The sequence below is a fragment of the Agromyces sp. Marseille-Q5079 genome (assembly GCF_051016555.1).
Taxonomy (GTDB): domain Bacteria; phylum Actinomycetota; class Actinomycetes; order Actinomycetales; family Microbacteriaceae; genus Agromyces.
On record NZ_JBPEJF010000001.1, the window covers coordinates 91,842 to 117,316 of the forward strand.

Below are 25,475 nucleotides of genomic sequence, written 5' to 3' on the forward strand. Positions count from 1 at the left end.
CGCTGCGTCGTCGTCGTGCTCGACCGTCCCCTACTTCGGCTGCATCCGGATCGCGCCGTCGAGGCGGATCGTCTCGCCGTTCAGCAGCGGGTTCTCGACGATGTGGCGCACGAGTGCCGCGTACTCGGCGGGCGTGCCCATGCGCGACGGATGCGGGATCGCCTCCTCGAGCGAGGCCTGCACCTCGGGCGGCATGCCGGCCATCATGGGCGTCTGCATGATGCCGGGCGCGATCGTCACGACCCTGATGAGCAACTTCGACAGGTCGCGTGCGAGCGGCAGGGTCATCGCCGCGACGCCGCCCTTCGATGCCGAGTAGGCGGCCTGCCCGATCTGCCCGTCGAATGCGGCGACCGAGGCGGTGTTCACGATGACGCCGCGCTCGGCGGTCTCGGGCACCCCCGGCAGGCTCTGGCCGACGATCGGCTCGTTCGCCGCCATCGCGGCCGCGGCCAGGCGTGCGACGTTGAACGTGCCGATCAGGTTGATGCGGATGGTGCGCTCGAACGCGTCGAGCGCCAGCGGGCCGTCGCGCCCGACGGTGCGGCCCGCGGTCGCGATGCCCGCACAGCTCACGGCGACCCGGAGCGGCGCGCGCTCCTGCACGAGGTCGATCGCGGCCTGCACGGAGGCCTCGTCCGTGACATCCGCCGGTGCGAAGCGCACCCGATCGCCGAGCTCGCGCGCGGTCTGCTCGCCGGGAGAGCCGGGGAGGTCGAGGATGACGACCTCGGCCCCGGCCGCGGCGAGGACCGCGGCCGTGCCGCGTCCGAGGCCGGATGCTCCTCCGGTGACGATCGCGCCTGCGTCGTTCAACTGCATGTGTACGGGTCCTTCCGTGGGGTCAGAGTCGTTCGATGATCGTGGCGTTGGCCATGCCGCCGCCCTCGCACATGGTCTGCAGGCCGTAGCGCCCGCCGGTCGCCTCGAGCTCGTTGACGAGGGTCGTGAGCAGTCGCGTGCCCGACGAGCCGAGCGCGTGGCCGAGGGCGATCGCGCCGCCGCGCGGGTTCAGCTTCGCGGAATCGGCCCGGGTCTCGGCGAGCCAGGCGAGCGGCACGGAGGCGAAGGCCTCGTTGACCTCGTAGGCGTCGATGTCGTCGTGGCCGAGGCCTGCCCGCTCGAGCACCCTCGCGGTGGCCGGGATCACGCCCGTGAGCATGAAGAGCGGGTCGCTGCCGACGACCGCGAACGACCGGAACCGGGCACGGGGCTCGAGCCCGAGCTTCTCGGCGGCGTCGGCGCTCATGATGAGCGCGGCGGATGCCCCGTCGGTCAGCGGCGAGGAGTTGCCCGGCGTGATGCGCCACTCGAGCTCGGGGAACCGTTCGGCGAGCGCGTCGGTGCGGAACGCCGGGTTCAGCCCGCCGAGGCCCGCGGCCGTCGTGCCGGGGCGCACCGTCTCGTCGGCGAGGCCGGCGACGCCCGGAACCGGCACGACCTCGGTGGCGAAAGCACCCGACGACCCCGCGGCGGCGGCGAGCTCGTGCGACCGCGCCGCGAACGCATCGAGTTCGTCGCGCGAGAGGCCCCACTTCTCGGCGATGAGCTCGGCCGAGACGCCCTGGTTCACGAGCCCGTCGGGGTACCGCGAGGCGATGCGCGACCCGAACGGGTCGGCGCCGGCCGCGCTCGAGCCGAGCGGCACGCGGCTCATCGACTCGACCCCGCAGGCGATGACGATGTCGGCCTGCCCCGCGAGCACGGCCTGCGCGGCGAACGTCGCCGCCTGCTGGCTGGACCCGCACTGGCGGTCGATCGTCGTTCCGGGCACGTGCTCGGGGAACCCGGCGGCGAGCACCGCGTTGCGGGTGACGTTGGAACTCTGCTCGGCGACCTGGCTGACGCATCCGCCGATCACGTCGTCGATGAGCGCCGGATCGAGGTCGTTGCGGTTCACGAGCGTGTCGAGCACTCCCGCGAGCAGGTCGACCGGGTGCACGCCCGAGAGCATGCCGCCCGGCTTGCCGCGCCCGACCGGGGTGCGGATCACGTCGACGATGACGGCTTCGGTGCTCATGCGACAAGCCTACGTGCGACGGCGTGCCGCACGCCCGTCCGGGAACTCAGGGCTGCTCCTGATCCAGCACCCTGACGCAGGCCGGAGGATCGGCGCATGACCAAGCCCACGAAACTCGCCGTGATCAGGGCGCGCCATGAGAGCGCCGCTCCCCCGATCGACGACCGCCCGTTCATCGACCTCTTCATGGTCGGCTCCTCGTCGGTGCTCCGGTACTGGCAGGACACCACGCGCCGGCACCTCGACTTCGTCGATTCGGCACTCATGCCGTGGGTCCTGGTGAGCCTCGGCGACGACGTCTCCCGCGCCAAGCAGGCCGAACTCGCGATCGATGCCCTGCGCGCGAAGTTCCCCGACCACGACCCGCTCGCCGGGTTCCAGGGCGTCATCGTGCTCATGTACCCGGGCCGGCGCCCGGTGCCGAACCCCAAGGCCGGACAACCGGGTGAGCCGGCGACCGTGAACCAGGACTTCGACGCCGGCGCGACGACGGCACGCGGGTTCCCTGTGGCGGTCATCGCGGCTGCCACGGGCAACCACACCTTCATGACGCACGAGGTCGGGCACGTGCTCGGCTTCGACCACAGCTACGGGCTGCTGAACAACGGCGCCGACTGGGACCCCAACGACGCGACCGTCATCGCCGACCCCGTGTACGGCTCGCCGTTCGACGTCATGTCGTCGGCGTCGTTCGGCTCCCGATGGCTCGGAACGGGTCCGCGGTGGCGGTCGACGCCCACGCGCAGCATCCCCGCCGTGTCCGGATGGCCGGTTCCCGGCGCATTCGGCTCGGCCGGGCCGAACCTCTCCCGTGCCCACCTGCACCTGAAGATGCCCGATGCCCTGGCCGGCTCGGTGGTCGAGCGCCCGTTGCCCACGAGCGGGCCGGTGTCGTTGCGGCTGCGCAGCGCGTCGGCGGATGTCGCGCGCACGGGTTCCGGACGCCAGCCCACGCTGCTCATCCTGCACCCGCCCGGCGAGCCCGGGAGCGGCGTCGGCCGGGTGTACGTCGAGTTCCGCACCGCGACCGGCTGGGACGCCGGCCTCGACCCGGTCGGCGCCGATCTCTCCCGCGAGGGTGTCGTGGTGCACACTCTGTCGGATGTCGCCAACGAGGGGCCGCGCATCTGGTACCGCGGCGTGGTGCCGCTCAACTCGATCGACACCGACGTGACGGTCGAGGCGAGCCCCCTCACCGTGACGATCGCGGGCGTCGACCCGAACCGCGAGTGGGTGGACCTCCGCGTCTCGAGCGGTGCGGCGACCCGATCGGTCACGCTCGCATCGCGCCTGCGCAGCGACGACGTCGTGGGCGTCGTCGGCGCCGAGACCACCGAGCAGACCCCGTGCGGGGACACCGTGCGGCGCGGCACCTACGCGACCTCGACCCTCGAGATCTTCACGGTGCAGACGAAGGGCTTCGGCGGCGTCGGCCAGCCCACCGCCGTGCCGCCCACCGCGAGCTGGGTCATCGGGGGCGCGCCGGCGGCCGGCTCGAGCGGGACCGTCGACGTGCCGTTCGACGGTTCGATGCTGTCGGTCGACTACACGATCGACCCGGTCACCTTCGAGCTCGGGCTGACCTCGCCCGGCGGGGTTCGCCTCGGAGCGGATGTCGTGTGCACGGTCGCCGATCAGGCCGGATCCGCCTCGGCTCAACTTCGGTTCGACGCTGCCGGATGGTTCGAGGGCTACAACGCCGACGACCTTCCGACGGTGATCACCTGCTGGACGCGCCGCATCAAGGACCTCGACATCAGGGTGAAGCCCGGACGGTTCGAGAAGCCCACACCCGTCCCCGTCTTCGATCCGCGCGAGATCGAACGCCTGCAGGTCGAGTTCGCGGCCGGCGTGGTGCTCGAGCGGCTGCAGCAGACCGAGCGCCTCCAGGAGGCGGAGCGGCTGCAGCAGACCGAGCGCCTGCGACAGACGGAACGCCTCCAGGAGACCGAGATCCTGCAGCAGGCCGAACTCCTCCGACAGGCGGAGACCCTGAGGATCGCCGAGTCCGTGAAGGTCGCCGAGGGCATGACCTCCGCCAGGGGGCTCGACGCCGTCGCGGTGGAGAAGCTCACCGAACAACTCCGGGTGCGCTCGTTCGACCGGTGACCCCGGACGACGGATGCCGCGGGCCGAGGTTCGGCCCGCGGCATCGTCGTGTTGCGAGGTGCGCGTCAGCCCGCGACGAGTTCTTCCTCGACGACGGCCTCGCCGGCCGCCGTGGCGTCGAGCGAGACCGGCTCGCGCGCGGGGAACACCACGGGGTGCGTGCCCGCCATCGCCTCGATGACGCGTACGACCTGGCACGAGTAGCCGTACTCGTTGTCGTACCAGACGTAGAGCACCGCGTCGGTGCCGTCGGCGATCGTGGCGAGCCCGTCGACGATGCCCGCCCGGCTCGAGCCCACGAAGTCGGTCGAGACGACCTCGGGCGACTCGATGTAGTCGATCTGCTGGCGCAGCGGCGAGGTGAGCGAGACCTGGCGCAGGTAGCGGTTCAGCTCGGCCTTCGCGGCGGGACGCTCGAGGCGCAGGTTCAGGATCGCGAGCGAGACGTCGGGCGTCGGCACGCGGATCGCGCTGCCGGTGAGCTTGCCCGCGAACGAGGGCAGCGCCTTCGCGACGGCCTTGGCGGCGCCCGTCTCGGTGATCACCATGTTCAGCGCGGCGGAGCGCCCACGGCGGTCGCCCGCGTGGAAGTTGTCGATGAGGTTCTGGTCGTTCGTGAACGAGTGCACGGTCTCGACGTGCCCGCGCTCGACGCCGTACGCGTCGTCGACGGCCTTCAGCACGGGCGTGATCGCGTTCGTCGTGCACGACGCCGCCGAGAGGATGCGGTCGGTCGCCGCGATGTCCTCGTGGTTGATGCCGTGCACGATGTTCTTGATCGCGCCCTTGCCGGGCGCGGTGAGCAGCACGCGGGCGACGCCCGTCGAGCGGAGGTGCTGGGAGAGGCCCTCCTCGTCGCGCCAGCGGCCGGTGTTGTCGACGATGATCGCGTCGTGGATGCCGTAGGCGGTGTAGTCGATCGCCGCGGGGTCGTTCGCGTGGATGACCTGGATCAGCGTGCCGTTCGCGAGGATCGTGTTCGCCTCCTCGTCGACCTCGATCGTGCCGGCGAACGAGCCGTGCACGGAGTCGCGGCGCAGCAGACTGGCCCGCTTCACGAGGTCGTTCGCGGAGCCCTTGCGCACCACGATCGCGCGCAGGCGCAGGCCGGTCGCGTCGCCCGCGTGGGCGATGAGGATGCGGGCGAGCAGTCGTCCGATGCGGCCGAAGCCGTACAGCACGACGTCGGTGCCCTCGCGGGTGGGCCGCGCGGCGCCGTCGACAGCCACCACGGGAGCGAGTTCGAGGCGCAGGAAGTCGGCCAGCGGCATCCGCTCGCCCTCATCACCGGATGCCGCGTGGCGCGCGACGAGCCGGGCGATGTCGACCGATGCGGGGCCGGGGGCGATCTCGCGCAGGGCCTCGAGCACGCGCATCGAGTCCGCGAGGTCGAGTTCGACGTCACCGGCCTGGCGCGAGAAGCGGTGGGCCTTCAGGAGCTCGATCGGCGAGCGGTTGATGAGGCGCCGGCCGTGGATGGAGGTCACCACCCCGAAGTCTCGATAGAGGCCGCCGATGAGCGGGATCATCCGCTCGGCGAGCTCCTCTCGGGCGATCCACTGGGCACGGCTTGCGTCGAATTCGCGACTCACGGTCTTCCTTCTCGGTCGCGAACGCGGGCGTCATCGACCAGGGTCAGGCGCGGCCATGCGAGCGGGTGGGCAGCAACGGCCACGGATCACTTCGGGGGGATGACTCGATCGTACGGAATTCCGGCCGCGAGCGACATGTACGCGCCGTTGATCGCCGCGCGCACCGACCGACGCGCCGTACACCGGGCGCGCGAAGACACGCGAGCGGGAGCTCCGGCCCGCGCGCGCGTCCCGCACTCGGCGGGCGCGAGCCTCAGCCCGCGGGAGCGTCGTCGACGAAGCGGATGTCGTGCACGGCGACGCGCTGCGGCACGCCCTCGAACACGGCGGCCCGCGCATCCGACGCCATGTACGTCTGCTCGAGCGCGAGGAAGGCGGCCTGGTCGCCCTCGATGCTCACGGCCCACACGAACTCGTTCGACTCGCGGATGCCGTAGGCGAACTCGATCGCGAACCCGGCCGACGGGCGGAGGACGGGCATGGTCGCCTGCCACCACGCGACGAACGCGTCGTACTCTCCATCGACGAGGACATAGCGGCGCAGCTGGATGGTCTTCACCCGTCCATTCTGCCTGCGGCGGCGACCCGAAGGCGACCGTTCACCCGGCGGTTGCGCTCACGACACCCTGGCTCCCTAGCGTCGACCCGTCGAGCCGTCCCGGCCCCGCGAACGCAGAGGAGAGTCCCGAATGACCGAGCAGTCCGGCGTGAGCCGCCGTACGATCCTGGCCGCGGGAGGGCTCGGCGCGATCGGCGCCGCGATCCCGACCGGCGCCGCCCAGGCGAGCCCGCAGGCGACGGCGAAGGGGTCCCCCGCCGGCAGCCCCCCCGGTCGTGCGCCCAAGCTCCGCTTCCGCGCCGACGGCACGTTCAAGGTCGTGCAGTTCAACGACACCCAGGACGACGAGCTCACCGATCGGCGCACCGTCGAGCTCATCGAGAAGACGCTCGACGCCGAGAAGCCCGACTTCGCCCTCATCAACGGCGACGTGATCACGGGCGGCTGCGAGACCCGCCTCGCGGTCAAGCAGGCGATCAACAACGTCGTCTGGCCGATGGAGAGCCGCGGCATCCCGTGGGCGGTGACCTACGGCAACCACGATGAGGACTCGCTGCCGCAGTCGGGCGTCGACGAGGCGATGATGCTCGACTTCTACCGCAGCTACGACCACAACCTCAACGCCTCGAACATCGACGGCGTCACCGGCACGGGCAACACGGTCGTTCCGATCCGCTCGGCGAACGGCGGCCGAGAGGCCTTCGCGCTCTGGCTGCTCGACTCGGGCCGGTATGCGCCCGGGTCGATCAACGGCCAGGACTTCGCCGGCTACCCCACCTGGGACTGGCTCCGCATGGACCAGGTCGCCTGGTACCGCGACGAATCTCAGCGCCTCGAGCAGCGACTCGGCCGGAAGGTGCCCGGCCTCATGTTCGTGCACATCGCCCTGTGGGAGCACCGGTTCATGTGGTGGGGCGGCGTCGACACGCGCACCGAGGCGGATGCCGCGCGCGGGCGCGCCCGCCACGGCATCGTCGGCGAGCGCAACGAGGACGAGTGCCCGGGCCCCATCAACTCGGGCATGTTCAACGCGATCCTCGAGCGCGGCGACGTCAAGGGCGTCTTCGTCGGACACGACCACGTCAACGACTACTACGGCGACTACTACGGCGTGCTCCTGGGCTACGCCCCCGGCACCGGGTTCGGCGCGTACGGGCTGCCCGGCGCGGAGCGCAACCGCATGCGCGGCGGCCGGGTGTTCGAGCTCACGCAGGCCGGCGACGACGTCGCGATCGCGACGCGCGTGGTCTACGCGCGCGATCTCGGCATCGACCTCACGGCGAACGACCAGCCGATGCAGCCCACGCCGCTCGGCCGGAAGCAGGCGGCCATCTGAGCCGCGGGCGCGGGCGCGTGATCGCGTAGACTCGCGAACGTCCAGGCGCATCATCCGCGCCGGTGCTCGAAAAATGGGCACGAAGCGTCGCCGACGACCGCGTCGGCCGCGAGACACATACGGAATCTCCACGCTCCGTCACGTCTCGAAAGGCTTCGCCATGCCCACCGTCTCCGCCCACGTCGCCCGCACCCTCGCGGCCCACCTCGACCACGTCTTCGGCCTGATGGGCAACGGCAACGCGTACTTCCTCGACGCCCTCGAGCGCGAAACCGAGGTCGCGTTCACGGCCGTGCGCCACGAGGCCGGCGGCGTGGTCGCGGCCGACGCGCACTTCCGCGCATCGGGTCGCATCGCGGCCGCGACGGCGACGTACGGCGCCGGCTTCACGAACACGCTCACGGCACTCGCCGAGGCCGCCCAGGCCAGGGTGCCGCTCGTGCTCGTGGTCGGCGACGAGCCCACGTCGGGGCGCCGCCCGTGGGACGTCGACCAGATCGCGCTCGCCTCGGCGGTCGGCGCCCGCACCTACACGGTCGGGCGAACGGATGCCGCGGCCACGACGGTGCTCGCGATCGAGCACGCGCTCGCCTACCGGGTGCCCGTCGTGCTCGCGATCCCCTACGACGTCGCGACGCGCGAGGCGGGCGCGTTCGCCCCGGCCCCGGACCTGCACCTGCCGGAACCGCTCGCGCCGAAAGGCCCGTTCGGGTCGGCGGTCATCGGCGAGATCGCGACCGCACTCGCCGGCGCGAGCCGGCCGTTCCTGCTGGCCGGTCGCGGCGCATGGCTCGCCGGCGCGGGCGAGGCACTCGGCGAGCTGGCCGACGCCACGGGCGCGATCACCGCGTCGACCGCGCTCGGTCGCGGCGTCTTCCCCGACGCCCGGTACGACCTCGGCGTCACCGGCGGATTCGGCGCGGAGGGCGCCATGGAGCTCGTGCGCGAGGCCGACGTCGCGGTCGTCTTCGGCGCCTCGCTCAACCAGTTCACGATGCGCTTCGGCGACCTGTTCGCGCCGGGCACCCGGGTGTTCCAGGTCGACGTCGCCGCCGCGGCCACGCACCCGAACGTCGGCGGCTTCGTGCGCGGTGACGCCGCGGTCGTCGCCCGTGCCATCGTCGAATCGCTCGACGGGCTCGACGGGCTCGACGCCGAGGCATCCGGATGGCGTGAGACGGTCGACGTCGACGCCCTCCGCGCGCAGCCGACGGCCGTGCGCGCCGACGGGCTCGCCGACGACGGCCGCCTCGACCCGCGCGCCGTCGCGCAGGGCATCGCCGAGCTGCTGCCCGAGGACCGCGTGGTCGTCTCCGACGGCGGGCACTTCATCGGCTGGGCGAACATGTACTGGCCGGTCGCCTCGCCCGACCGCATGATCATGGTCGGCACGGCCTTCCAGTCGATCGGGCTCGGGTTCCCGAGCGTCCCGGGCGCCGCCGCGGCGAAGCCGGAATCCACGATCGTGCTCACGACCGGCGACGGCGGCGGGCTCATGGCCCTCGCCGACCTCGAGTCGGCGGTGCGCTCGGCGGGCGGGCGCGGCGTCGCCGTCGTCTGGAACGACGCAGCCTACGGCGCCGAGGTGAACCTCTACGGGCTCAAGGGCCTCGCCCGCGAGCCGATGCTCATCCCCGAGACCTCCTTCGCCGGGCTGGCGACCGCGGTCGGCGCCGAGGGCGTGGTCGTGCGCGAGCTCGCCGACCTCGACGCACTCGCGCGCTGGGCCGAGCGCCCGGTCGACGAGCGCCCGTTCCTCCTGCTCGACTGCCGCATCTCGGGCACGGTCGTCGCGCCGTACCAGGAGGAGATCATCCGCGTGAACAGCTGAGCGCACAAGCAACGGGGTGTGAGCCGCCGGCGTGAGCGGCTCCCAGAACCTTCGCTGAGACGGCTCTCTCACCAAAGGCTGACGGAGCAGCTTGTTCGATCAATCGCCGGCGGATGGCGCATCGCGTGGGCGCAGACGACACCCATCGCATGACCACCACTCCGCGCGCTTGCATCAAGGGTCGGTCAGCGGCGCACCTGATATCGCAGGTGAAGCACCCGGTCGCCCTGGACCACCACGTCAGGATCCTCCAGCAGGTGCTGCGCGTCGACGGAGCCGAAGTAGCGCTTGCCTGACCCGAGCACGACGGGTGCGACGTCCATGCGCACCTCGTCGACCAAACCCGCGGCGAACACCTGGCCGCCGACGTCGCCGGCGGCGACCTCGACGGTGCGGCCACCCGCGAGCTCCTTCGCCTTGGCCACGGCCGCCTCGACGCCGTCGACGAAATGGAACGGCGCGTTGGGGTCCCAGTCCTCGGGCGCCGGCCGGTGTGTCACGACGACGACATGGTCGACCCCGCTCGGAGGCGTCCCGTCCCAACCATCCGTGATGTCGAACACGTGGCGGCCCGCGATGGTCACCGCGATCTGGTCCCAGTACGGCCGGATGTGGTCGTAGGACGCTTGCGACACGTTCAGTACCCCGCTGTCGTCCAACGGCACGTCACCACTGACCAACCATTCGAACAATGGACCGGGATCGTCGTTCTCAGCTGCAATGAAGCCATCCACCGAGACGGACGCATTCATGACCACGTTCCCCATGGGGTCCTCCTCTCATTGAGTCCCAAGTCTCGTGTGTCGTGACTGGTCGCTCTTGTAAGAAATCAATCGGCCGGCAGCGGCCAGCCATCCAGCGCGTGGTCGGGATGTTCGCGAAGAAAGCGTTGCCGGACTTCGACATACCGTGTCGGCGTGAGCCCGGTGTACTCCCGGAACTCGTGGATGAAGTGGGCCTGGTCGAAGTACCCTGCGCGAGCGGCAACGTCACCCCAGTCGAGAGGTTCGGCTACGTCGATCGCCAATACGGTGGCGGTGAATCGGTAACTGCGCGCCAGCCGCTTCGGTGTGACGCCGATGACGTCCTTGAACCGCTTCGCCAAGTACGTGCTGCTGGCGCGGGCTGCCACGCCGAGGTCGCTGATCGGCACCGCTCCGGCGGTCTCCGCGATGGCGCTGCTCAGGTGTCGAACGATGTCCAGGCCGTCGATCGCGCGCAGCCGTCGCACCAGTTCCTCCTCGAGCAACATCAGCATTTCGTTCGGTGCGTCCGCCGAGGCCAGCCTGTCCCGCAGATCCGCAACGGCGGGCTGGCCCCAGATCTGCTCCACCGTCGCCGGTCGGTCGCACAACTCGGCCGCGGGCATCGGAAGGAACGGTGCCAGCCCCCACGGCTTGAAGTGGACGCCGACGGACCGGGTCGGGGTTGGGTACCCGAACTCCCAGGCACGGGTAGGCGTGGCGACCGCGCAGCCGTCGGCGTATTCCACGGCTTCCACGTTGGTCCCTGCGCGGATGAGAAACGGCGCCCCGAGGTTGACGATGAGCAAGGGCGCCGGCGCCGCCGGCAGTATCAACCGGGAGTACGGCGGGACGCCCTCCAAGTAGTAGAGGTCGCCGATCAGTCCGTCCAGCGGCGGACCAGGCACCCTGGACACGTACTCCACACCGACAGTATTGCCGACGCCTCCGACTGTACGGTGAGGGCATGCGGTATCTGCGACTTGCTTCGAACTGGCTCGATCGGAACGAGGGCGATGCATTCACCTGGCCGTACTGGGTCGACGTGTGCGTATCCGCGCCGGAACTCAAGGTGGCCATCTCGGAGGGAGCCGGTCACGGGTCCGCTGGAGGGCGCTTCGATCCCGCATTCGTCCTCAGCCGGCTTCGAGACAAGGTCAGTGGTGCGGATGGCGACTGGCTGCTCCCATACATCGAGCGACTTGCCCGGGGTGAGGTCGTAACCGAGGCCGAACTGCAGTCACAGTTCGCGGAGCGACACGGACGGGAACCAGAGTCCTACGACTGGGACTGAGCAGACGTTGCGCGGAGAGCACGTGTGCAGAGGCCCACTCGGGGCTCTGTCGCTCGCGGCGGGATCCATGGCGACCAGCGATTCCTCGACCGGGAGATGGACGCCGCGCTCCACGAGGCATACCCCGATCCCGACACCTACCGACAGAACCATCGCGTACAGAACCAGGTCCCCTGCCGTCGTCCGGTCCATCGAGTGGGAGAGCTCACGGCACTGACATTGTGACCGAGGCTCAGTCCATGCACGGTCGACTCTTCGTTGCGCTGAAGCGCATCGTGGAGGGATGGTGAACTGCGAGGGCCCGCCCCAGTTCACTCTGCAGACATCGTCGCGGCGCTTGATGTGCTGGAGGCATCGCGCTCCTGATGCGGCACAAGCCTGTATCAGTCCAGCAGCCCACGCTGGTACCCGACGGCGACCGCGGCTGCCCGGTCGTTGACATCGAGCTTGGTGTAGATGTGCAGCAGGTGGGTCTTCACCGTCGCTTCGCTGATGAAGAGTCGTCCTGCGATCTCGCGGTTCGTCGCACCGGTCGCGATCATGCGCAGCACCTCGAGTTCGCGTGCGCTGAGCGGTGACTCGGGCTCCCGCAACCGCCCCATCAGGCGCATCGCGACGGCGGGCGACAACACCGCCTCACCGCGAGCCGCTGCTTCGACGGCCCGCATGAGTTCGTCGCTCGGGGCGTCCTTCAGGAGGTACCCGGTGGCGCCCGCCTCGATCGCCGGGAGCACCTCGCTGTCGGTGTCGTACGTCGTGAGCACGAGCACGCGGGCCTCGAGGCCGAGTTCTGCGAGGCGCTTGATGGCGGTCACCCCGTCCATGCGCGGCATCCGCAGGTCCATGAGCACGACCGCGGGTTCGAGTGCACGGGTGAGGGCGACGGCTTCCGCGCCGTCGGCGGCCTCGCCGACCACCTCGAAGCGGGGGTCGCCCGTGAACATGCCCCGGAGCCCGTCCCTGACGATGGGATGGTCATCGGCGATGAGCACGCGGATGGTCGTCTCATTCATTCGTGCTCCTCGTGTACGACGGGGCGCTCTCGCGCGACGATGGGCACGCTCGCGGAGATCGCCGTGCCCGCGCCCGGCTCGGACTCGATCTCGAGCACGCCCGCGACACGGGCCACGCGCTGACGCATCGAGGTCAGCCCGTATCCCCCGCCGTCATCGCTGCTCGCCCGTGCCGGGTCGAAGCCGGCGCCGTCGTCACGGACGTCGAGGGTGACGACGTCGTCCATGTAGGAGAGGGTGAGGCCGACCCGGGTGGCAGCGGCATGCTTGCCGGCGTTCGCGAGCGCCTCTTGCGCGACACGCAGAAGCGTCACCTCGACCTCGGGATGCAGCTGCATGACGTCGCCCGTCGTCGTGAACTCCACCGTGACCTCATGCAGCCGGCCCCACTCGGTCGCGACGCCGGCGATCGCGTCGGGCAGACGGGCGGATTCGAGCTCTGCCGGACCGATCGCGTGCACCGAGCGCCGTGCTTCGGCGAGGCTGTCGCGGGCCAGCGTCGTGGCGTTCGCGAGGTGGCGCCGCCAGACGACCTCATCGCCGATGTCACCGGCCCGTTCAGCGGCCTGTACCTGCGTGACGATGCCGGCGAGTCCCTGCGCGATGGTGTCGTGGATCTCGCGGGCGATGCGCTGGCGCTCATCGAGTACCCCGGCCTCGCGGGCCTGCACGAGCAGCTGCGCGTGCAGGCCGTCGTTCTCGCGGATGGTCTCCTCGAGCTGCGCCACCATGCGCTTGCGCTCGGCACTGTGCGCACTCGTGGTCTCGCCGATGCTGCTGAACAGCCCGACGACCGCCACGATGGCGCCGATGAAGAAGAGGTACGTGAGCACGGCCACCGGTGTGGGATCGGGCAGCCCGCCCATGAACGTCGTGATGCTGATCGCGGCGGTGGCGGTCAACCCGGCGTAGCGCCATCCGTTGCGGAGGTACTGCCAGGAGTGCAGGTAGCCGACGAAGCCGAAGAATCCCGCGAACCACACGTCGCGAGTGCAGAGCACGGCGATCAACAGGATGAGCCCGATGACGTACACGGCGCCCGGAGTGCGACGCCGACTCATCAGCCAAATCCACGCCGCCGCCAGCAGCACGAGCCACAGGGTGATGAGCCGGTCGCTCCAAGTGTGCACGCCGGTGAGCATCGACAGGGCCGCCGAGGTTGCGAGGAGCAAGTACGGCGCGACGGCCATCACTCGCAGCAGCCGCTGTTCGCGCAGCTCGAGTTGCCTCGCCGTCGTGGCCGCCACCATGCTCACTCCCAACGGAAGAACTTGGCTGCAGCGAGGCTGACGACCACCGCGTAGGCGGCCATGACTCCCAGCAGCAGGGGGTCGGGCGCTGCTCCCGTCCAGACATCCTGCAGGCTCTGGCGGAACGCGCCCAGCGGGGTGAACTCCCCGATCCTCACCAAGATAGCGGGCATCTGCGAGACGGGCTGCATGAGTCCCGCGAGGTACGCCATCGGGAAGTAGAGGAGCACGCCGATGCCGTTCGCGGCGCGACCGCTCGGCGCGAGGGCGGCGATGAGCAGTCCGATCGCGAACATCGACGCGGTGCCGAGCACGAACACCGCGATGAAGCTCAGGGCATCCGCGGGGAGCCGCGCCCCGAGCACGGCTCCGGCCACGGCGAGCAGGGCCCCGCAGCTCACGAGCGCCAGGACGAACTGCAGGATGAGCTGCACGACCAGAAGACTCGCCGGCCGCACCGGCGTGGTGGAGAGCCTGCGCAGGATCCCCTTCTCGCGGTAGGTCGCGAGCGCGGTCGGCATCAGGTAGAGGCCGACGAGGCCGATCGCCATGGCGATCACCATCGGCAGGAGGGTCGTGTCGTCCGGCCCGATCGAGCTCCCGAAGACGATGAGGACGAACAGCGGGATCACGACGGTAAACAGCGAGCCGGGCTCGCGCACGAGCAGCTTGGACTCGACGACGGTGAGCTTGGCGGTTGCGGGCATGAGGGTCTCCTGAGACATGGCGGTCGGATGCTTCGGGTCAGACGTCGAACGCGCGCCCGGTGAGGGCGACGAAGGCGTCATCGAGGGTTCGCTTGTCGATGCGCAGGTCGGTGACGATCACGTGCTCGCGAGCCAGGACCGAGGTCACGGCCGTGGCGAAGTCGCTCCTGCCGGACACCGTGACCACCGCTCCACTGCGCTGAACGGATGCGACGCCGGGAAGGCCCTGGAGTGCTGCGAGGATCCCGTCGGGCACATCCGACGCCAGGCTGAACCGCATCGCATGCTCGGCGTCGACGCCGTTGATGAGCTCGGCGGGCGTGTCGATCGCCACGATGCGGCCCTGGCTGAAGACCGCGACCCGGTCGCAGAGTTCCTCGACCTCGTCCATGAAGTGGCTGACGAGCACGACCGTCACGCCACTGGCGCGGATCTGCTGGATGAGCTCCCAGGTCGCCCGGCGCGCCTGTGGGTCGAGTCCGGTGGTCAGCTCGTCGAGGAACGCGACCCGCGGATTGCCGACGAGCGCGAGCGCGATGATGAGACGCTGCTTCTGGCCACCGGAGAGCTTGGCGAACCGCACGTTGCGGAGCTCGAACAGCCCCCATTCCTCGAGCAGCTCGCGCCAGTCGCGCGGCTGCTTGTAGAACGAGGCGTAGAGGTCGAGCGCCTCCCAGACCTTCAGGTTGTCCGGCAGGTCGGTGTGCTGCAGCTGCACGCCGATGAACTCCTTCAGCCGCCTACCATCCGCGATCGGATCGAGCCCGAGAAGGCGCACCGAGCCGGAGTCGGCGGTGCGAAGCCCCTCGATGATCTCGACCGTGGTGGTCTTGCCGGTGCCGTTCGGCCCGAGGATGCCGAAGATCTCGCCCTCCTCGACCGAGAAGGTGATCCCGTCGAGGACGGTGCGGCCTGCGTAGCTCTTGGTGAGCTCGGTGACGTCGATGACTGGCATGGCTCAAGCATCGCGAGGCCGTCAGCGGTGCCCATCGGCCCGGAGGCGTCGTTTCGGCAGGCCGCGGATGATCCGAGAATCCACTGATCGGTTGATGCGCAGCAGGACCCTCGCCGCCCGATCGTCGGTCGCGGTCTTGAGGATCAGCTTTCCGCGCGCATTCGTTCGATTCCTCGTCGGGGGCGCCGGGTGCGTCTCGGAAGTACATATAGTCCGTTCCTCGTTGGAGGGCCCAGATCGCCAGGCAGGAACCCTTGCAGAAACTCCACCCCAGCCGCTCGTGCCCGCTTCGGGATCCTGTCGCAGTCCTGCGCCGCCCGCGCCCGATCGGAGTACCATTTGCCTCGCCTCCCCTGACGACACAGACGAGAGGGGATCACATGACTGGGAAAACGTGGCGGTGCCGTCTGGGCATGCACAAGTGGGTCGTGCATCATCAGGAAGAGACCGGAGCGCGGTACTTCGAGTGTGCTCGATGCGGGAAGGATCGCTCGCCCGACGGCCAGCTCCCGCCCATCGGCATGTGATCCGAGGCATCCGCCTGCGACCGATCATGTCATCATCGCCCCTCCAATTGACGGGACGAATCTCGTTGCAACCGCAGTGTCGCTCGCGGTCCCTGCTCGCCTTTTCATCGGGGTCGCCGAGCGTTGTCCACGGACGAAGATTCGCCTCGAAGTACCTGAGCCGCGAGCCCGGCACCGGGCGCCAGAGCCTTTTCACTCAAGGGTCGACAGGCGGCCGCAAGCCGATCCCGTTCTGCACGCGCAGCGAGGAGTTGGAGTCATTTGCCGCCGCCGTTGTTGTGCCGTACGACGGGCGGGGTGTACGTCGAGGAGCGAGGCAGCGCGGTCCGCGCGGCCTTGGGGATGCGGGGACATCCGGGGCGGCTGGGCTCACACGTAGATCGCGACGAGCTTGTCGAGGGACTCCTCGAGGCCCTTCTTCGAGAGCGCGAGCTGCTCGAGGTCGATGTAGCCGAGTTCGGTGACGGTGAGTCGCGTCGCGTCGTCGCCGATCGACTCGAACGTGATGACGTGCCGCACGTCGCGCGGGATGCCCGCGGCCCCGATGGTCGCGGGGTCGATCGTGGCGCCGTGCTCGTCGGCGATGTTGTGGATGAACTCGAGGCGGTGCGGTGCGTCGACGAGCGTGTACGCCCAGGTGCTGTACAGCGCCGGGAACCCCCAGTCGGGGGCGCTCATGCACACGAGGGACGTGCCGCCGACGCGCACGTCGAGCTCGGCGACCGTGCAGGTGAAGCCGTTCGGGCCCCACCAGCGAAGCACACGGTCGGGTTCGGTCCACGACTTCCAGGCCGCCTCGATGGGGGCGGGGATGTCGCGGCTCACGACGAGATCGTGCGTCTCGTGCTGTGTCGTGTCGTTCATCGTGGCTCCTCCGCTGCAGGACGCCGCCGCGGCATCTGTTTCACTTCGATGATCGAAGCATAGGTCACTACGATGATCAAAGTCAATGCCGTAGACTCGACGCATGAAGCGAGCTGAAGGGCGGTCGACCTGCCCCACCAACTTCACCGTGGAGACCTTCGGCGACAGCTGGTCGCTGCTGATCATGCGCGACCTGCTCACACTCGGCAAGCACACCTTCGGCGAGTTCCTTCGGTCCGAGGAGCGCATCGGTCCGAGCGTGCTCGCCGACCGCCTCGCCCGACTCGAGCGCAGCGGAATCATTGTGCGTACCCCAAGCGAGACGGATGCCCGCAAGGTCACCTACTCGGCGACGGAGCGCGGCATCGCGGCGATCCCGCTCTTGTACGAGGCGGCGCGATGGGGCATGGGCGGCGTTCCCATCGAGGAGGACGATCCGTGGGAGGCGGTCATGGCGATGGACCGCCACGACGTGCTCGACGCGTGGCAGCAGGCCGTGCGCGAGGGTGGTTCGCTCCTCGGAGGCGCGGAGAGCGCGTTCGCGCGGCTGACCGCCAGGGCACGCGCGGTCGTGTGACGGCGACGGCGGACGTTTCCGGGCGCAGATTCCTCCCACGCGCGCTGTTGACTTCATCGTGCGTATGAAACGAGGGAAGCGAATGGCGTCCTCTGCCGTTGCTCCGGCGGCGGTGGGTTCGTCTCCCGGGATCGGGAGCGACCTACGATCACGTATTTCGGGTCGGCGGGGGCGAGGATGCGACCAGCACCTTCGTCCTGCCCGACGGGTCGGAAGAGCACCTGCGCAACAGGTCCCGTTATCTCGACATCGTGTCCGACCGCCGGATCGTGTTCGTCTCTGAGGCGATCGTCAATGCCGTGACCCGGTGGGTATCGCTCGTGACTGTCACCTTCGAGGATGCGGATGGTGGGACAAGCGCGCTGATCTGGACGGAGCAAGTGGCGTTCCTTGCCCGCACCGGTGACGGCAGCGCCGACCTGCCTCACCTGCGTACCGGGACAGCCCTTCGGCTGAATGGGCTTTCGGCGGTCATCGGTGGCAGCGGCTCATGAGTTGCGCACTGCACGTTTGACGGCGCACTGCACATTCGACGGTCGGCGATCGGACGTCCGCACGCGGACTCCCATACGGGTGCTCTGAAGCGACCCAACGAATGCGCGATCATGTCCTCATGACGAGTGAAGTACGCAACGTGAACCGGGCCCTCGACGCGATTGCGGAACCCTGGCAGCCACACCGACTGGCGAGCATCAACGACTACGACGTCAAGGTCGTCAAGCTGCTCGGAGAGTTCGTCTGGCACACTCACCCAGACACCGACGAGCTGTTCATGGTGCATACCGGCAACCTCGTCATCCAGTTGCGCGACAGAGACGTCCACCTCGGCCCCGACGACGTGTTCGTCGTCCCCGCAGGAGTCGAGCACTGCCCCCGCGCCGACGAGGAAGTCACCGCGCTCCTCTTCGAACCGCAAGGGACCGTCAACACGGGGGACGCCGGAGGCGATCGTACTCAAACACTTCGCGAGTTCTAGGCGCCGTTCAGAGATCCCTCAGCGATCCGGTCAATGGTCGCGGGCTCGGCGTGACCCGGTGACTCCGAAGCGCGAGGACGATTGGGAGGACGATGACCGACACGAACGCGGCAGAGCTTGTGAGGTACAGCAACATCGACCAGCCTGAGTGGTCGCCGCCGGAGATGGCGAACGTATCCGCGAGCGCCATGCCTGCTGGGAACGATGCTGCGAAGTAGGCGGGAGCGCCGAAGGCGAGGATCAGCAGCACCATGACGGCGACAACTCGGGGCGACGCGCTCGACGCCGCGGCCGCGTACAGCCAGACTCCGGCGGCCAGGAGGAGCCCGAGACCGACAAAGGTGACGACCGGGACCGGCGATAGCGACTCGCCCGCCGCTTCCAGCGTCGTGTGAATCTCATCGAGCGCGAGTCCCGGCACGGCCGCCATCGGGTTGAGAACCAGAATCTGCAACGCGCCCAGCCCGGCATATGCAGCAGTCAACAGGATGCCACCGATCGCGATCAGCACCGTCGGCTTGAGAAAGATGCGCCCCATACGCCCAACCCTAGGTGCCGGCCGGGCGGCCGACTCGGAACGCCGTCGGTTCTTTACGACAGGGTGATGGCCTCCGAATCCAATCCGTGAGCGGGGCCGGTGACGGGACCTCCCTCAGAGGGATCCTCTTGCGGGCTGCTGGCCTGGCATGGTGCTCGTAGCAGACGGGAGGGGGGCTGGCGTCGTTCAACACTCGTCGTCCTCCACGCAAGAACACTGCGTGAACTCATTCCACCGGTACCCCGTAGCGGGCTGGGACGGGATACTTTAACGCCGAACGGAGTTGGAGGGCGTATGTTCGCTGACGAGACCGTTGAGGCGATCAGCGCCTTAGCGTTCGTTCTGCTTCTTCTGATCGCCACTGTTGCGATGGGAGTGGCAGCTGGGAGACGACGCTGACGGCGTCGGACTCGCGAATTCGCCACCGGCCGCGCTCGCTCTTGCACCCTGGGCACGTCTGCCACGGGCCTAGTCCTGGGTTTCGTGCGCTGCGAGGTGCTTGACGCGCGTCTTCGCGTGCTTCTCCACCAGTACAGGCACGAAGTCACGAACGGGATGTCCGTCGAAGCTCTGGTGCTCCTCGGCCACGATCTTCTCGATCTCGGCACGCTCGACACCGGGGTACTTCGTTGCGAGACGGTCTACGACTTCTTCGACGCCACGGGCCTCGCCGCCTTCGCGTTCCTGCATGTTGCGATTCTCGACGCCTGGGGCGTTCAGGGTCAACATTCCGCGACAATTCGTCACGTCGTGGGCGCCTGTTCCGCGCACCGGGTGCCTCTGAGTGGTCAGGGTGCGCTGGGCGCGACCCGAATTCACCAGCCGAGCTCGTCGGTGAGCCTCATCCGACGGAGGAAGCAATCCGTCATCAGTTCGTCGAGATCGATGCTGGATCCGAGTAGTTCGGAGGAACCGTCCTCATTTGGCGGGGCGTGCGCGACCCAGCCATCGGCCGTGTGGAAGACCGCACCGAGGTACACGCCGTCGTGGTCGCGGTCACCGACACGGACCACGTAGCCGGTGTTGTCCGAGAGCGGAAACGCGGTGACCGTTAACGCATCCTCGGCGATGTACATGCGCGCCGCAGCCATACCCGAAAGCTACAACCAATTCCTTCGCATAGGAATGCCGTCATCAGGACAGGCGGTTCATTGCTCCCTCCGGGCACCGCCCTGGAGTTGCTCAAAGCGGCATCGTGAAGAGGTGCCCTACTCGATGAAGCGCTGGACGAACGCGAGGGCTTCGTCAGCGACTTCGCGCCACCCCGAATCGATCGTCAGGGAATGACCGCGCTCCGGGATCACGATCTCTTCCGTGATCCCGATGTTGTGCTTTGCCTGGATCTTGTAGCTCGCATTGGTGATCGCAGGCGGGACCGTGTGGTCCTTCTCACCACCGATGATAAGCAGCGGACCGCGGGCGGGGTTCTTCGAGTCGACTTCGGTATCGCCGCCGAAGGGATTGAAGTTCGCGAATGCCGCTTGGAACAGCGGGAGGCCCGCAGCCGCGACATGGTGCTCCTCAAAGAGTCGGCGCCCCTCTTCTTCGCTGAGCGCGTTGACCCAGCCGTACTGGAATTGCTCCCACGTCAACGCGACCCCGCGTCCTGCGTTGGCGGGGTTCGCGAGCACCGGGGCCGCGGACTTCAATGACGAGGCGGGCAGCGGCAGCACGCCTTTGAATGGTGCGTTGTCGATCGACACGGTCACGGCCGCCACGCCTCCTCCGGCGATCTTCTGCGCGATGAGTCCGCCGAAGGAGTGACCGATCACGACCGGCGCTTGATCGAGAGCCGCGATGGCCTCGAGGTAGTGGTCGGTGACTTGCTGCACCATCTTCTTCGCAAAGGCTTCAGGATGCTCGCGAGCCTCAGCCACGGTTGCGGGGTCGTCGGGCCAGCCAGGAGCGAGGCTCACGAACCCGTTGTCTTCGAAGAACTCGCGCCACGGCGCCCAGCTGCTCGAGAGCAGCCAGAGTCCATGGACGAACACGACGGGCGTACGGTCCGACTCGTTCGCTCGAGCGATTTCGACGAGTTCCCAATCGGCGAGGGTGGAGGTGCTGTCACTCATGTGTCGTCCTCTCAACAGTGGGCGCGGCCATGCCTGTTGCGCGGCCGAAGCCGCCACCCAGCGTAGGACCTTCACGATCCGGGCGCGAGAGGAAGCCACGGGTACCGCCGGGGCGTCAGAGCTGGATCCGCCGGCCGCGTACGGGTTCTGAAGCGACATTGAGTACCGACGGAACGATCGGACCGATGCGATGCAGGCGGGCGCCGCAAAGGGATCCTGATCGAACTCCGCCGCGACGACGATACTGAGACGAGTGAGGCACCGCTGAGCTGACAACCTCGCGCCGGCACCCGATCGTTAGATAGACTATGGTCTATGGATGTTTCGGTGGACTCTGCTCGCGAGTTGCGTCTCGTCGCCGACCCGACGCGGGCCCACATCCTGCGCAGCATCCTCGAAGCCCCCGACGGTCGGGTGCTCGTGGGGCGCCTCGCCGAGGAACTCGGGTTACGCCAACCGACCGTGAGCCACCACATGAAGGCGCTCCTCGACGAGGGCCTGGTGCAGCGTCAACCCGACGGGCGACGCACCTGGTACTCGCTGGCCGACGAGCACGCGGACCGGCTCGCTGAGATCCTTCGCGCCCAGGAGCCATCCGTCCCGGTCGATCCGGTCCTGGAGCGGGTGGTGCGAGATCTCAGCGACCGGTACCGCGGGACCTTCAGTCCGGAGACGGTCGAGCGGTACGTGCGCGAGAGCTACGACCTCCTCGCCGAACGCCCCGCGCCAGGCCGGCGCCTCCCGTCGCTCGCTGCGCAGTTCGCCGCGGACCGGCTCGATGCCCTCGCCCGCGTGGCGCCGGCGTCGAGCCCGGTCCCAGAGGTGCTGTTCGTGTGCGTCCAGAACGCTGGAAGGTCGCAGATGGCCTCCGCCATCCTCCGCCACCTCGCCGGCGACCGAGTACACGTACGCACGGCCGGCTCGGACCCGGCCGGCGAGGTGCGCAGTACTGTCCTGACAGCACTGGATGAGATCGGCGTCCCGCTGGCTGGTGAATACCCGAAGCCACTGACGGACGAGGTCGTTCGCGCTGCGGATGTCGTGATCACGATGGGCTGCGGCGATGCCTGCCCGATCTATCCCGGCCGTCGCTACCTGGACTGGGATCTCCCCGATCCGGTGGGCAAGCCCATCGCCGAGGTGCGCGAGATCCGCGATGACATCGAGCGCCGCATCCGCGAACTGCTCGCCACCCTCTGATCGATCGACAGGGCCGATGACCGACGAGTCACCCCAGCCCAGCCCTGCCCCGCTGACCCGCCGCCTCGTCGCCGAGTTCCTCGGCACTGGGCTGCTCGTCGCGATCGTCGTCGGTTCCGGGATCGCGGCATCCGCCCTTTCTCCGGAGGACGTCGGCCTGCAGTTGCTGGAGAACAGTCTCGCCACCACGCTCGGCCTGGCCGTCCTGATCGCGGTCCTCGCCCCGGTTTCCGGAGCGCACTTCAACCCCGTGGTCTCGCTCGTCGACTGGTGGCTCTCCCGCAGGAGCGGCGGCCCCGGCTTCGCCGCACGCGAGGTCGCAACCTACGCCGCCGCGCAGGTGTTCGGCGCGATCGCCGGCGCGCTACTCGCGAACGCGATGTTCGACGTGCCCACCGCGATCGCATCGTCCGATCGTGCGACGCCGTCGACGCTGCTCGCCGAGGTCGTCGCGACGGCCGGGCTCGTGCTCGTGATCTTCGCCCTTGTGCGCAGCGGCAATACCCGGATCATCCCCGCCGCGGTCGGCGCGTACATCGGAGCGGCGTACTGGTTCACCAGCTCCACCTCGTTCGCCAACCCCGCCGTGACGATCGGGCGTATCTTCTCCGACACGTTCGCCGGCATCGCCCCGGCCTCAGTCCTCCCGTTCGTCGTTGCACAGTTCGTTGGCGCCGTCATCGGCATCGTGCTGGTCGGCTTCCTCTTCCCGGTGCCTGCCGCGGCGACGGAGCGAGACGCCGGGAAGGTGCCCGCCGAAGTAGCCAAATGATAGATGACCGTCTATCATTCAGGTATGAGCACTGAGAAGCCTTCCGTCCTGTTCGTCTGCGTCCACAATGCCGGCCGCTCCCAGATGGCCGCCGGGTACCTGCGCGAGCTCGGTGGGGACCGTGTCGAGGTCCGCTCGGCCGGGTCCGAGCCGAAGGACCAGATCAACCCGATCGCCGTCGAAGCGATGTCCGAAGAGGGCATCGACATCACCGGCAACACCCCGAAGATCCTCACCGTCGACGCCGTGAAGGAATCCGACGTGGTGATCACCATGGGCTGCGGCGACGCCTGCCCGATCTTCCCCGGCAAGCGTTACGAGGACTGGGAGCTCGAGGACCCGGCCGGCCAGGGCATCGAGGCCGTCCGCCCGATCCGTGACGAGATCCGCCGCCGGGTGGAAGAGCTCATCAGCGAACTGCTGCCCGCGCCCGCCACCGCCTGACCCGTCGCGACGAAACCGGCCAGGATCATGAACCGCACCGTGCAGCCACCGCTCCTCACCCCTGACTCCGTGTTGCACCGGGCCAGCGAACGCCTCGCCGTCCGCTTCGACGGGATCTTCAGCGAGGAGACCGTTGAACGGGTCGTCTTCGAGTCGTACACCGCGCTCGCCCGCACCGCGACCGTGAATACCCATCTGCCCAGCCTCGCGACGCGGTTCGCGCAGGACCGGCTGACCGCGCTGGCGCAGTCGAAGGGTGCCATCGCGAAGCCGGTGCCTGAGGTGCTGTTCGTGTGCGTGCAGAACGCCGGCCGATCACAGATGGCAGCCGCATACCTCCGTGAGCTCGGCGGCGACCGCATCCACGTCAGATCGGCAGGATCCCAGCCCGCAGCCGACCTGGGAGCATCCGTCGTCCAGGTCATGACCGAGGCCGGCATCGACCTCGCCCAGGAGTTCCCGAAGCCGCTCACCGATGACGTCGTCCGCGCCGCGGACGTCGTGATCACGATGGGCTGCGGCGACGCCTGCCCGGTCTACCCGGGCAAGCAGTACCTCGACTGGCACCTCGACGACCCCGACGAGCTCACCCTCGACGAGGTCCGCCGAGTCCGTGACCAGATCCGAACCAACGTCGAACAGCTGCTGCACAGCCTGGAGGCCGCACCCCATGATTGAGAACCCCATCGAGAACGTCGTCGTCATCGGCTCAGGACCCTCCGGCTACACCGCCGCCGTGTACTTGGCCCGCGCAGGCCTGGCACCGGTCGTGCTCGCAAGCTCAGTCGAAGCGGGCGGAGCTCTGGTCACGACGACGGAGGTCGAGAACTACCCCGGCTTCTCCACGGGCATCATGGGCCCCGAGCTCATGGACCAGATGCGCGAACAGGCCGAACGCTTCGGCGCCCGCATCGTCTACGACGACGCCACCGAAGTCGAACTCACCGGCGCCGTCAAGACCATCCGCACCATCAACGGCGTCGAGTACCGCGCCCACGCTGTCGTGCTCGCGATGGGATCGGCGTACCGCAAGCTCGGCATCGAGGGCGAGGAACGACTGACCGGCCGTGGCGTGTCCTGGTGCGCGACCTGCGACGGCTTCTTCTTCAAGGGCAAGGACATCGCCGTCGTCGGCGGCGGCGACTCCGCGCTCGAGGAGGCCATGTTCCTCACTCGCTTCGCCGACTCGGTCACCCTCGTGCACCGCCGCGACTCGCTCCGTGGATCCCGCATCATGCAGGAACGAGCACTCGCCAACCCGAAGATCCGCCCCTACTGGAACGCGGAAGTCATCGCGGTCGAAGGCGACGACGGGCTCGAGCGACTCCGACTCCGCGACACCACGACCGGCGCTGATGCTGCACTCGACGCGACCGGGCTCTTCATTGCGATCGGCCACGACCCACGAAGCGACCTCGTCGCCGGCCAGATCGACCTCGACGACGACGGCTACGTGAACGTCGCGCACCCGTCGACCCGGACAAACCTCGACGGGGTCTTCGCCTGCGGCGACCTCGTCGACAGGCGCTACCGGCAAGCCATCACCGCCGCAGGCACCGGCTGCGCCGCCGCACTCGACGCCGAGCACTACCTCGCGGAGCGCCGACTCGCCGATCCCGTGGAGGAACAGCCCGCGATCATTCTCGAAACGACCTGATCCCTCCGGCTGCTCTCGGCGCCCGCAAGCCGGTCGGACATCGAGCGGGAGTCGATGGCCAATCCCGCGTTCAGCGGGCCGAGTGGGTAGGCGGTACGTTCAAGCGATGAAGTTCGTGGCCTCCTTCTTTGACAGAGACGACCGATACTCCCTGGGCGTGGAGGAGCAGTCATCCACGGCATACCTGTCGATCCCGGTGTCGAATAGTGCCGCGGACTATGAGGAGTACTACGCCCTGAGCGACCACGAGTACGCGGCTTACGCCACTGATCGAGAGAAGGCGCGCGCGTTCGCCGAACAATGCCGTCGCCACGAGCATGATGACCGACTGATCCAGAAGCCGGGCTGGAGTCGCGGTACGCCGAGGTAGCGACTCGGGGCTGCGTGTCGCCATGCCGAAGCCGTCGGCCAGTGCGCGGATGCCGGTCCCCCGTCGGTG

Annotated in this window: 28 protein-coding genes; 13 read left to right on the forward strand and 15 right to left on the reverse strand. The window is 68.8% G+C overall.

What is annotated here, in order from left to right; genetic code table 11:
- Positions 1–30: 30 nt before the first annotated feature.
- Entirely contained in the window at positions 31–822 is a 792-nt protein-coding gene (locus ACR3IO_RS00385; protein WP_434069199.1) for an SDR family NAD(P)-dependent oxidoreductase, read from the reverse strand.
- Between the two features lie 22 nt (positions 823–844).
- Positions 845–2,020, reverse strand: a complete 1,176-nt coding sequence (locus tag ACR3IO_RS00390; protein ID WP_434069200.1) for a thiolase family protein — start codon at positions 2,018–2,020, stop codon at positions 845–847.
- Positions 2,021–2,116: 96 nt separating this feature from the next.
- On the opposite strand from ACR3IO_RS00390, the gene ACR3IO_RS00395 reads away from it, so the two are divergent.
- Positions 2,117–4,129 carry a hypothetical protein gene (locus ACR3IO_RS00395; RefSeq protein ID WP_434069201.1) on the forward strand — a complete coding sequence of 671 codons (2,013 nt, stop codon included), beginning with the start codon at positions 2,117–2,119 and terminating at the stop codon, positions 4,127–4,129.
- Between the two features lie 65 nt (positions 4,130–4,194).
- On the opposite strand, the gene ACR3IO_RS00400 is transcribed toward ACR3IO_RS00395, so the two are convergent.
- The gene (locus ACR3IO_RS00400) at positions 4,195–5,658 is read right to left on the reverse strand and encodes a glyceraldehyde-3-phosphate dehydrogenase (RefSeq protein ID WP_434069820.1); all 1,464 of its coding nucleotides are present in this window, start codon (positions 5,656–5,658) and stop codon (positions 4,195–4,197) included.
- 316 nt (positions 5,659–5,974) lie between these two features.
- Entirely contained in the window at positions 5,975–6,280 is a 306-nt protein-coding gene (locus ACR3IO_RS00405) for a hypothetical protein (RefSeq protein WP_434069202.1), read from the reverse strand.
- 130 nt (positions 6,281–6,410) lie between these two features.
- On the opposite strand from ACR3IO_RS00405, the gene ACR3IO_RS00410 reads away from it, so the two are divergent.
- On the forward strand, positions 6,411–7,616 hold the full coding sequence (locus ACR3IO_RS00410; RefSeq protein ID WP_434069203.1) for a metallophosphoesterase family protein: 1,206 nt from the start codon (positions 6,411–6,413) through the stop codon (positions 7,614–7,616).
- 160 nt (positions 7,617–7,776) lie between these two features.
- On the forward strand, positions 7,777–9,447 hold the full coding sequence (locus ACR3IO_RS00415; RefSeq protein ID WP_434069204.1) for a thiamine pyrophosphate-binding protein: 1,671 nt from the start codon (positions 7,777–7,779) through the stop codon (positions 9,445–9,447).
- A 185-nt stretch (positions 9,448–9,632) separates the two neighbouring features.
- On the opposite strand, the gene ACR3IO_RS00420 is transcribed toward ACR3IO_RS00415, so the two are convergent.
- Both ACR3IO_RS00420 and ACR3IO_RS00425 read right to left on the reverse strand, forming a co-directional pair.
- On the reverse strand, positions 9,633–10,214 hold the full coding sequence (locus tag ACR3IO_RS00420) for a dihydrofolate reductase family protein (RefSeq protein WP_434069205.1): 582 nt from the start codon (positions 10,212–10,214) through the stop codon (positions 9,633–9,635).
- 62 nt (positions 10,215–10,276) lie between these two features.
- A complete protein-coding gene (locus tag ACR3IO_RS00425; protein WP_434069206.1) occupies positions 10,277–11,116 on the reverse strand; it encodes an AraC family transcriptional regulator in 840 nt (279 codons plus the stop codon).
- 41 nt (positions 11,117–11,157) lie between these two features.
- Between ACR3IO_RS00425 and ACR3IO_RS00430 the strand changes: the two genes are divergently transcribed.
- Complete coding sequence (locus ACR3IO_RS00430; protein WP_434069207.1) at positions 11,158–11,484, forward strand: hypothetical protein; 327 nt, start codon at positions 11,158–11,160, stop codon at positions 11,482–11,484.
- Between the two features lie 383 nt (positions 11,485–11,867).
- Here the strand turns inward: ACR3IO_RS00430 and ACR3IO_RS00435 are convergent, their stop codons facing one another.
- The 5 genes from ACR3IO_RS00435 to ACR3IO_RS00455 form a co-directional block, all read right to left on the reverse strand.
- The gene (locus ACR3IO_RS00435) at positions 11,868–12,497 is read right to left on the reverse strand and encodes a response regulator (protein WP_434069208.1); all 630 of its coding nucleotides are present in this window, start codon (positions 12,495–12,497) and stop codon (positions 11,868–11,870) included.
- On the reverse strand, positions 12,494–13,747 hold the full coding sequence (locus ACR3IO_RS00440; RefSeq protein WP_434069209.1) for a histidine kinase: 1,254 nt from the start codon (positions 13,745–13,747) through the stop codon (positions 12,494–12,496). The genes ACR3IO_RS00435 and ACR3IO_RS00440 overlap by 4 nt, the downstream gene beginning before the upstream one ends.
- 2 nt (positions 13,748–13,749) lie before the next feature.
- The gene (locus ACR3IO_RS00445) at positions 13,750–14,454 is read right to left on the reverse strand and encodes an ABC transporter permease (protein WP_434069210.1); all 705 of its coding nucleotides are present in this window, start codon (positions 14,452–14,454) and stop codon (positions 13,750–13,752) included.
- A 37-nt stretch (positions 14,455–14,491) separates the two neighbouring features.
- Complete coding sequence (locus ACR3IO_RS00450) at positions 14,492–15,409, reverse strand: ABC transporter ATP-binding protein (RefSeq protein ID WP_434069211.1); 918 nt, start codon at positions 15,407–15,409, stop codon at positions 14,492–14,494.
- Positions 15,410–16,305: 896 nt separating this feature from the next.
- Positions 16,306–16,800, reverse strand: a complete 495-nt coding sequence (locus tag ACR3IO_RS00455; protein WP_434069212.1) for an SRPBCC family protein — start codon at positions 16,798–16,800, stop codon at positions 16,306–16,308.
- Between the two features lie 103 nt (positions 16,801–16,903).
- Between ACR3IO_RS00455 and ACR3IO_RS00460 the strand changes: the two genes are divergently transcribed.
- The 3 genes from ACR3IO_RS00460 to ACR3IO_RS00470 all read left to right on the forward strand — a co-directional run bounded on the left by ACR3IO_RS00460 (position 16,904) and on the right by ACR3IO_RS00470 (position 18,353).
- Positions 16,904–17,377, forward strand: coding sequence for a winged helix-turn-helix transcriptional regulator (locus tag ACR3IO_RS00460; protein ID WP_434069213.1), 474 nt, complete (start codon positions 16,904–16,906; stop codon positions 17,375–17,377).
- Positions 17,378–17,628: 251 nt separating this feature from the next.
- Positions 17,629–17,871 (forward strand): hypothetical protein, encoded by a 243-nt coding sequence (locus ACR3IO_RS00465; protein ID WP_434069214.1) that lies wholly within the window; start codon positions 17,629–17,631, stop codon positions 17,869–17,871.
- Positions 17,872–17,990: 119 nt separating this feature from the next.
- A complete protein-coding gene (locus ACR3IO_RS00470) occupies positions 17,991–18,353 on the forward strand; it encodes a cupin domain-containing protein (protein ID WP_434069215.1) in 363 nt (120 codons plus the stop codon).
- A gap of 7 nt (positions 18,354–18,360) precedes the next feature.
- Here the strand turns inward: ACR3IO_RS00470 and ACR3IO_RS00475 are convergent, their stop codons facing one another.
- From ACR3IO_RS00475 to ACR3IO_RS00490, 4 genes are all read right to left on the reverse strand, one after another.
- Positions 18,361–18,891: a hypothetical protein gene (locus ACR3IO_RS00475; protein ID WP_434069216.1), complete on the reverse strand. Its 531-nt coding sequence runs from the start codon at positions 18,889–18,891 to the stop codon at positions 18,361–18,363.
- Between the two features lie 468 nt (positions 18,892–19,359).
- Positions 19,360–19,581: a three-helix bundle dimerization domain-containing protein gene (locus ACR3IO_RS00480; protein WP_434069217.1), complete on the reverse strand. Its 222-nt coding sequence runs from the start codon at positions 19,579–19,581 to the stop codon at positions 19,360–19,362.
- A gap of 125 nt (positions 19,582–19,706) precedes the next feature.
- The gene (locus tag ACR3IO_RS00485) at positions 19,707–19,982 is read right to left on the reverse strand and encodes a hypothetical protein (protein WP_434069218.1); all 276 of its coding nucleotides are present in this window, start codon (positions 19,980–19,982) and stop codon (positions 19,707–19,709) included.
- Positions 19,983–20,099: 117 nt separating this feature from the next.
- Positions 20,100–20,963 (reverse strand): alpha/beta hydrolase, encoded by an 864-nt coding sequence (locus ACR3IO_RS00490; RefSeq protein ID WP_434069219.1) that lies wholly within the window; start codon positions 20,961–20,963, stop codon positions 20,100–20,102.
- 315 nt (positions 20,964–21,278) lie between these two features.
- On the opposite strand from ACR3IO_RS00490, the gene ACR3IO_RS00495 reads away from it, so the two are divergent.
- From ACR3IO_RS00495 to ACR3IO_RS00520, 6 genes are all read left to right on the forward strand, one after another.
- Positions 21,279–22,163, forward strand: coding sequence for a metalloregulator ArsR/SmtB family transcription factor (locus ACR3IO_RS00495; protein ID WP_434069220.1), 885 nt, complete (start codon positions 21,279–21,281; stop codon positions 22,161–22,163).
- A gap of 16 nt (positions 22,164–22,179) precedes the next feature.
- Complete coding sequence (locus tag ACR3IO_RS00500) at positions 22,180–22,935, forward strand: MIP/aquaporin family protein (protein WP_434069221.1); 756 nt, start codon at positions 22,180–22,182, stop codon at positions 22,933–22,935.
- A 24-nt stretch (positions 22,936–22,959) separates the two neighbouring features.
- Positions 22,960–23,379 carry an arsenate reductase ArsC gene (locus ACR3IO_RS00505; protein WP_067872561.1) on the forward strand — a complete coding sequence of 140 codons (420 nt, stop codon included), beginning with the start codon at positions 22,960–22,962 and terminating at the stop codon, positions 23,377–23,379.
- A 27-nt stretch (positions 23,380–23,406) separates the two neighbouring features.
- Positions 23,407–24,057, forward strand: a complete 651-nt coding sequence (locus ACR3IO_RS00510; protein ID WP_434069222.1) for an arsenate reductase ArsC — start codon at positions 23,407–23,409, stop codon at positions 24,055–24,057.
- A complete protein-coding gene (trxB, locus tag ACR3IO_RS00515) occupies positions 24,050–25,036 on the forward strand; it encodes a thioredoxin-disulfide reductase (protein WP_434069223.1) in 987 nt (328 codons plus the stop codon). Before ACR3IO_RS00510 ends, trxB begins: the two co-directional genes overlap by 8 nt.
- Positions 25,037–25,142: 106 nt before the next feature.
- Positions 25,143–25,406, forward strand: coding sequence for a hypothetical protein (locus ACR3IO_RS00520; protein ID WP_434069224.1), 264 nt, complete (start codon positions 25,143–25,145; stop codon positions 25,404–25,406).
- The last annotated feature ends 69 nt before the right edge of the window (positions 25,407–25,475 follow it).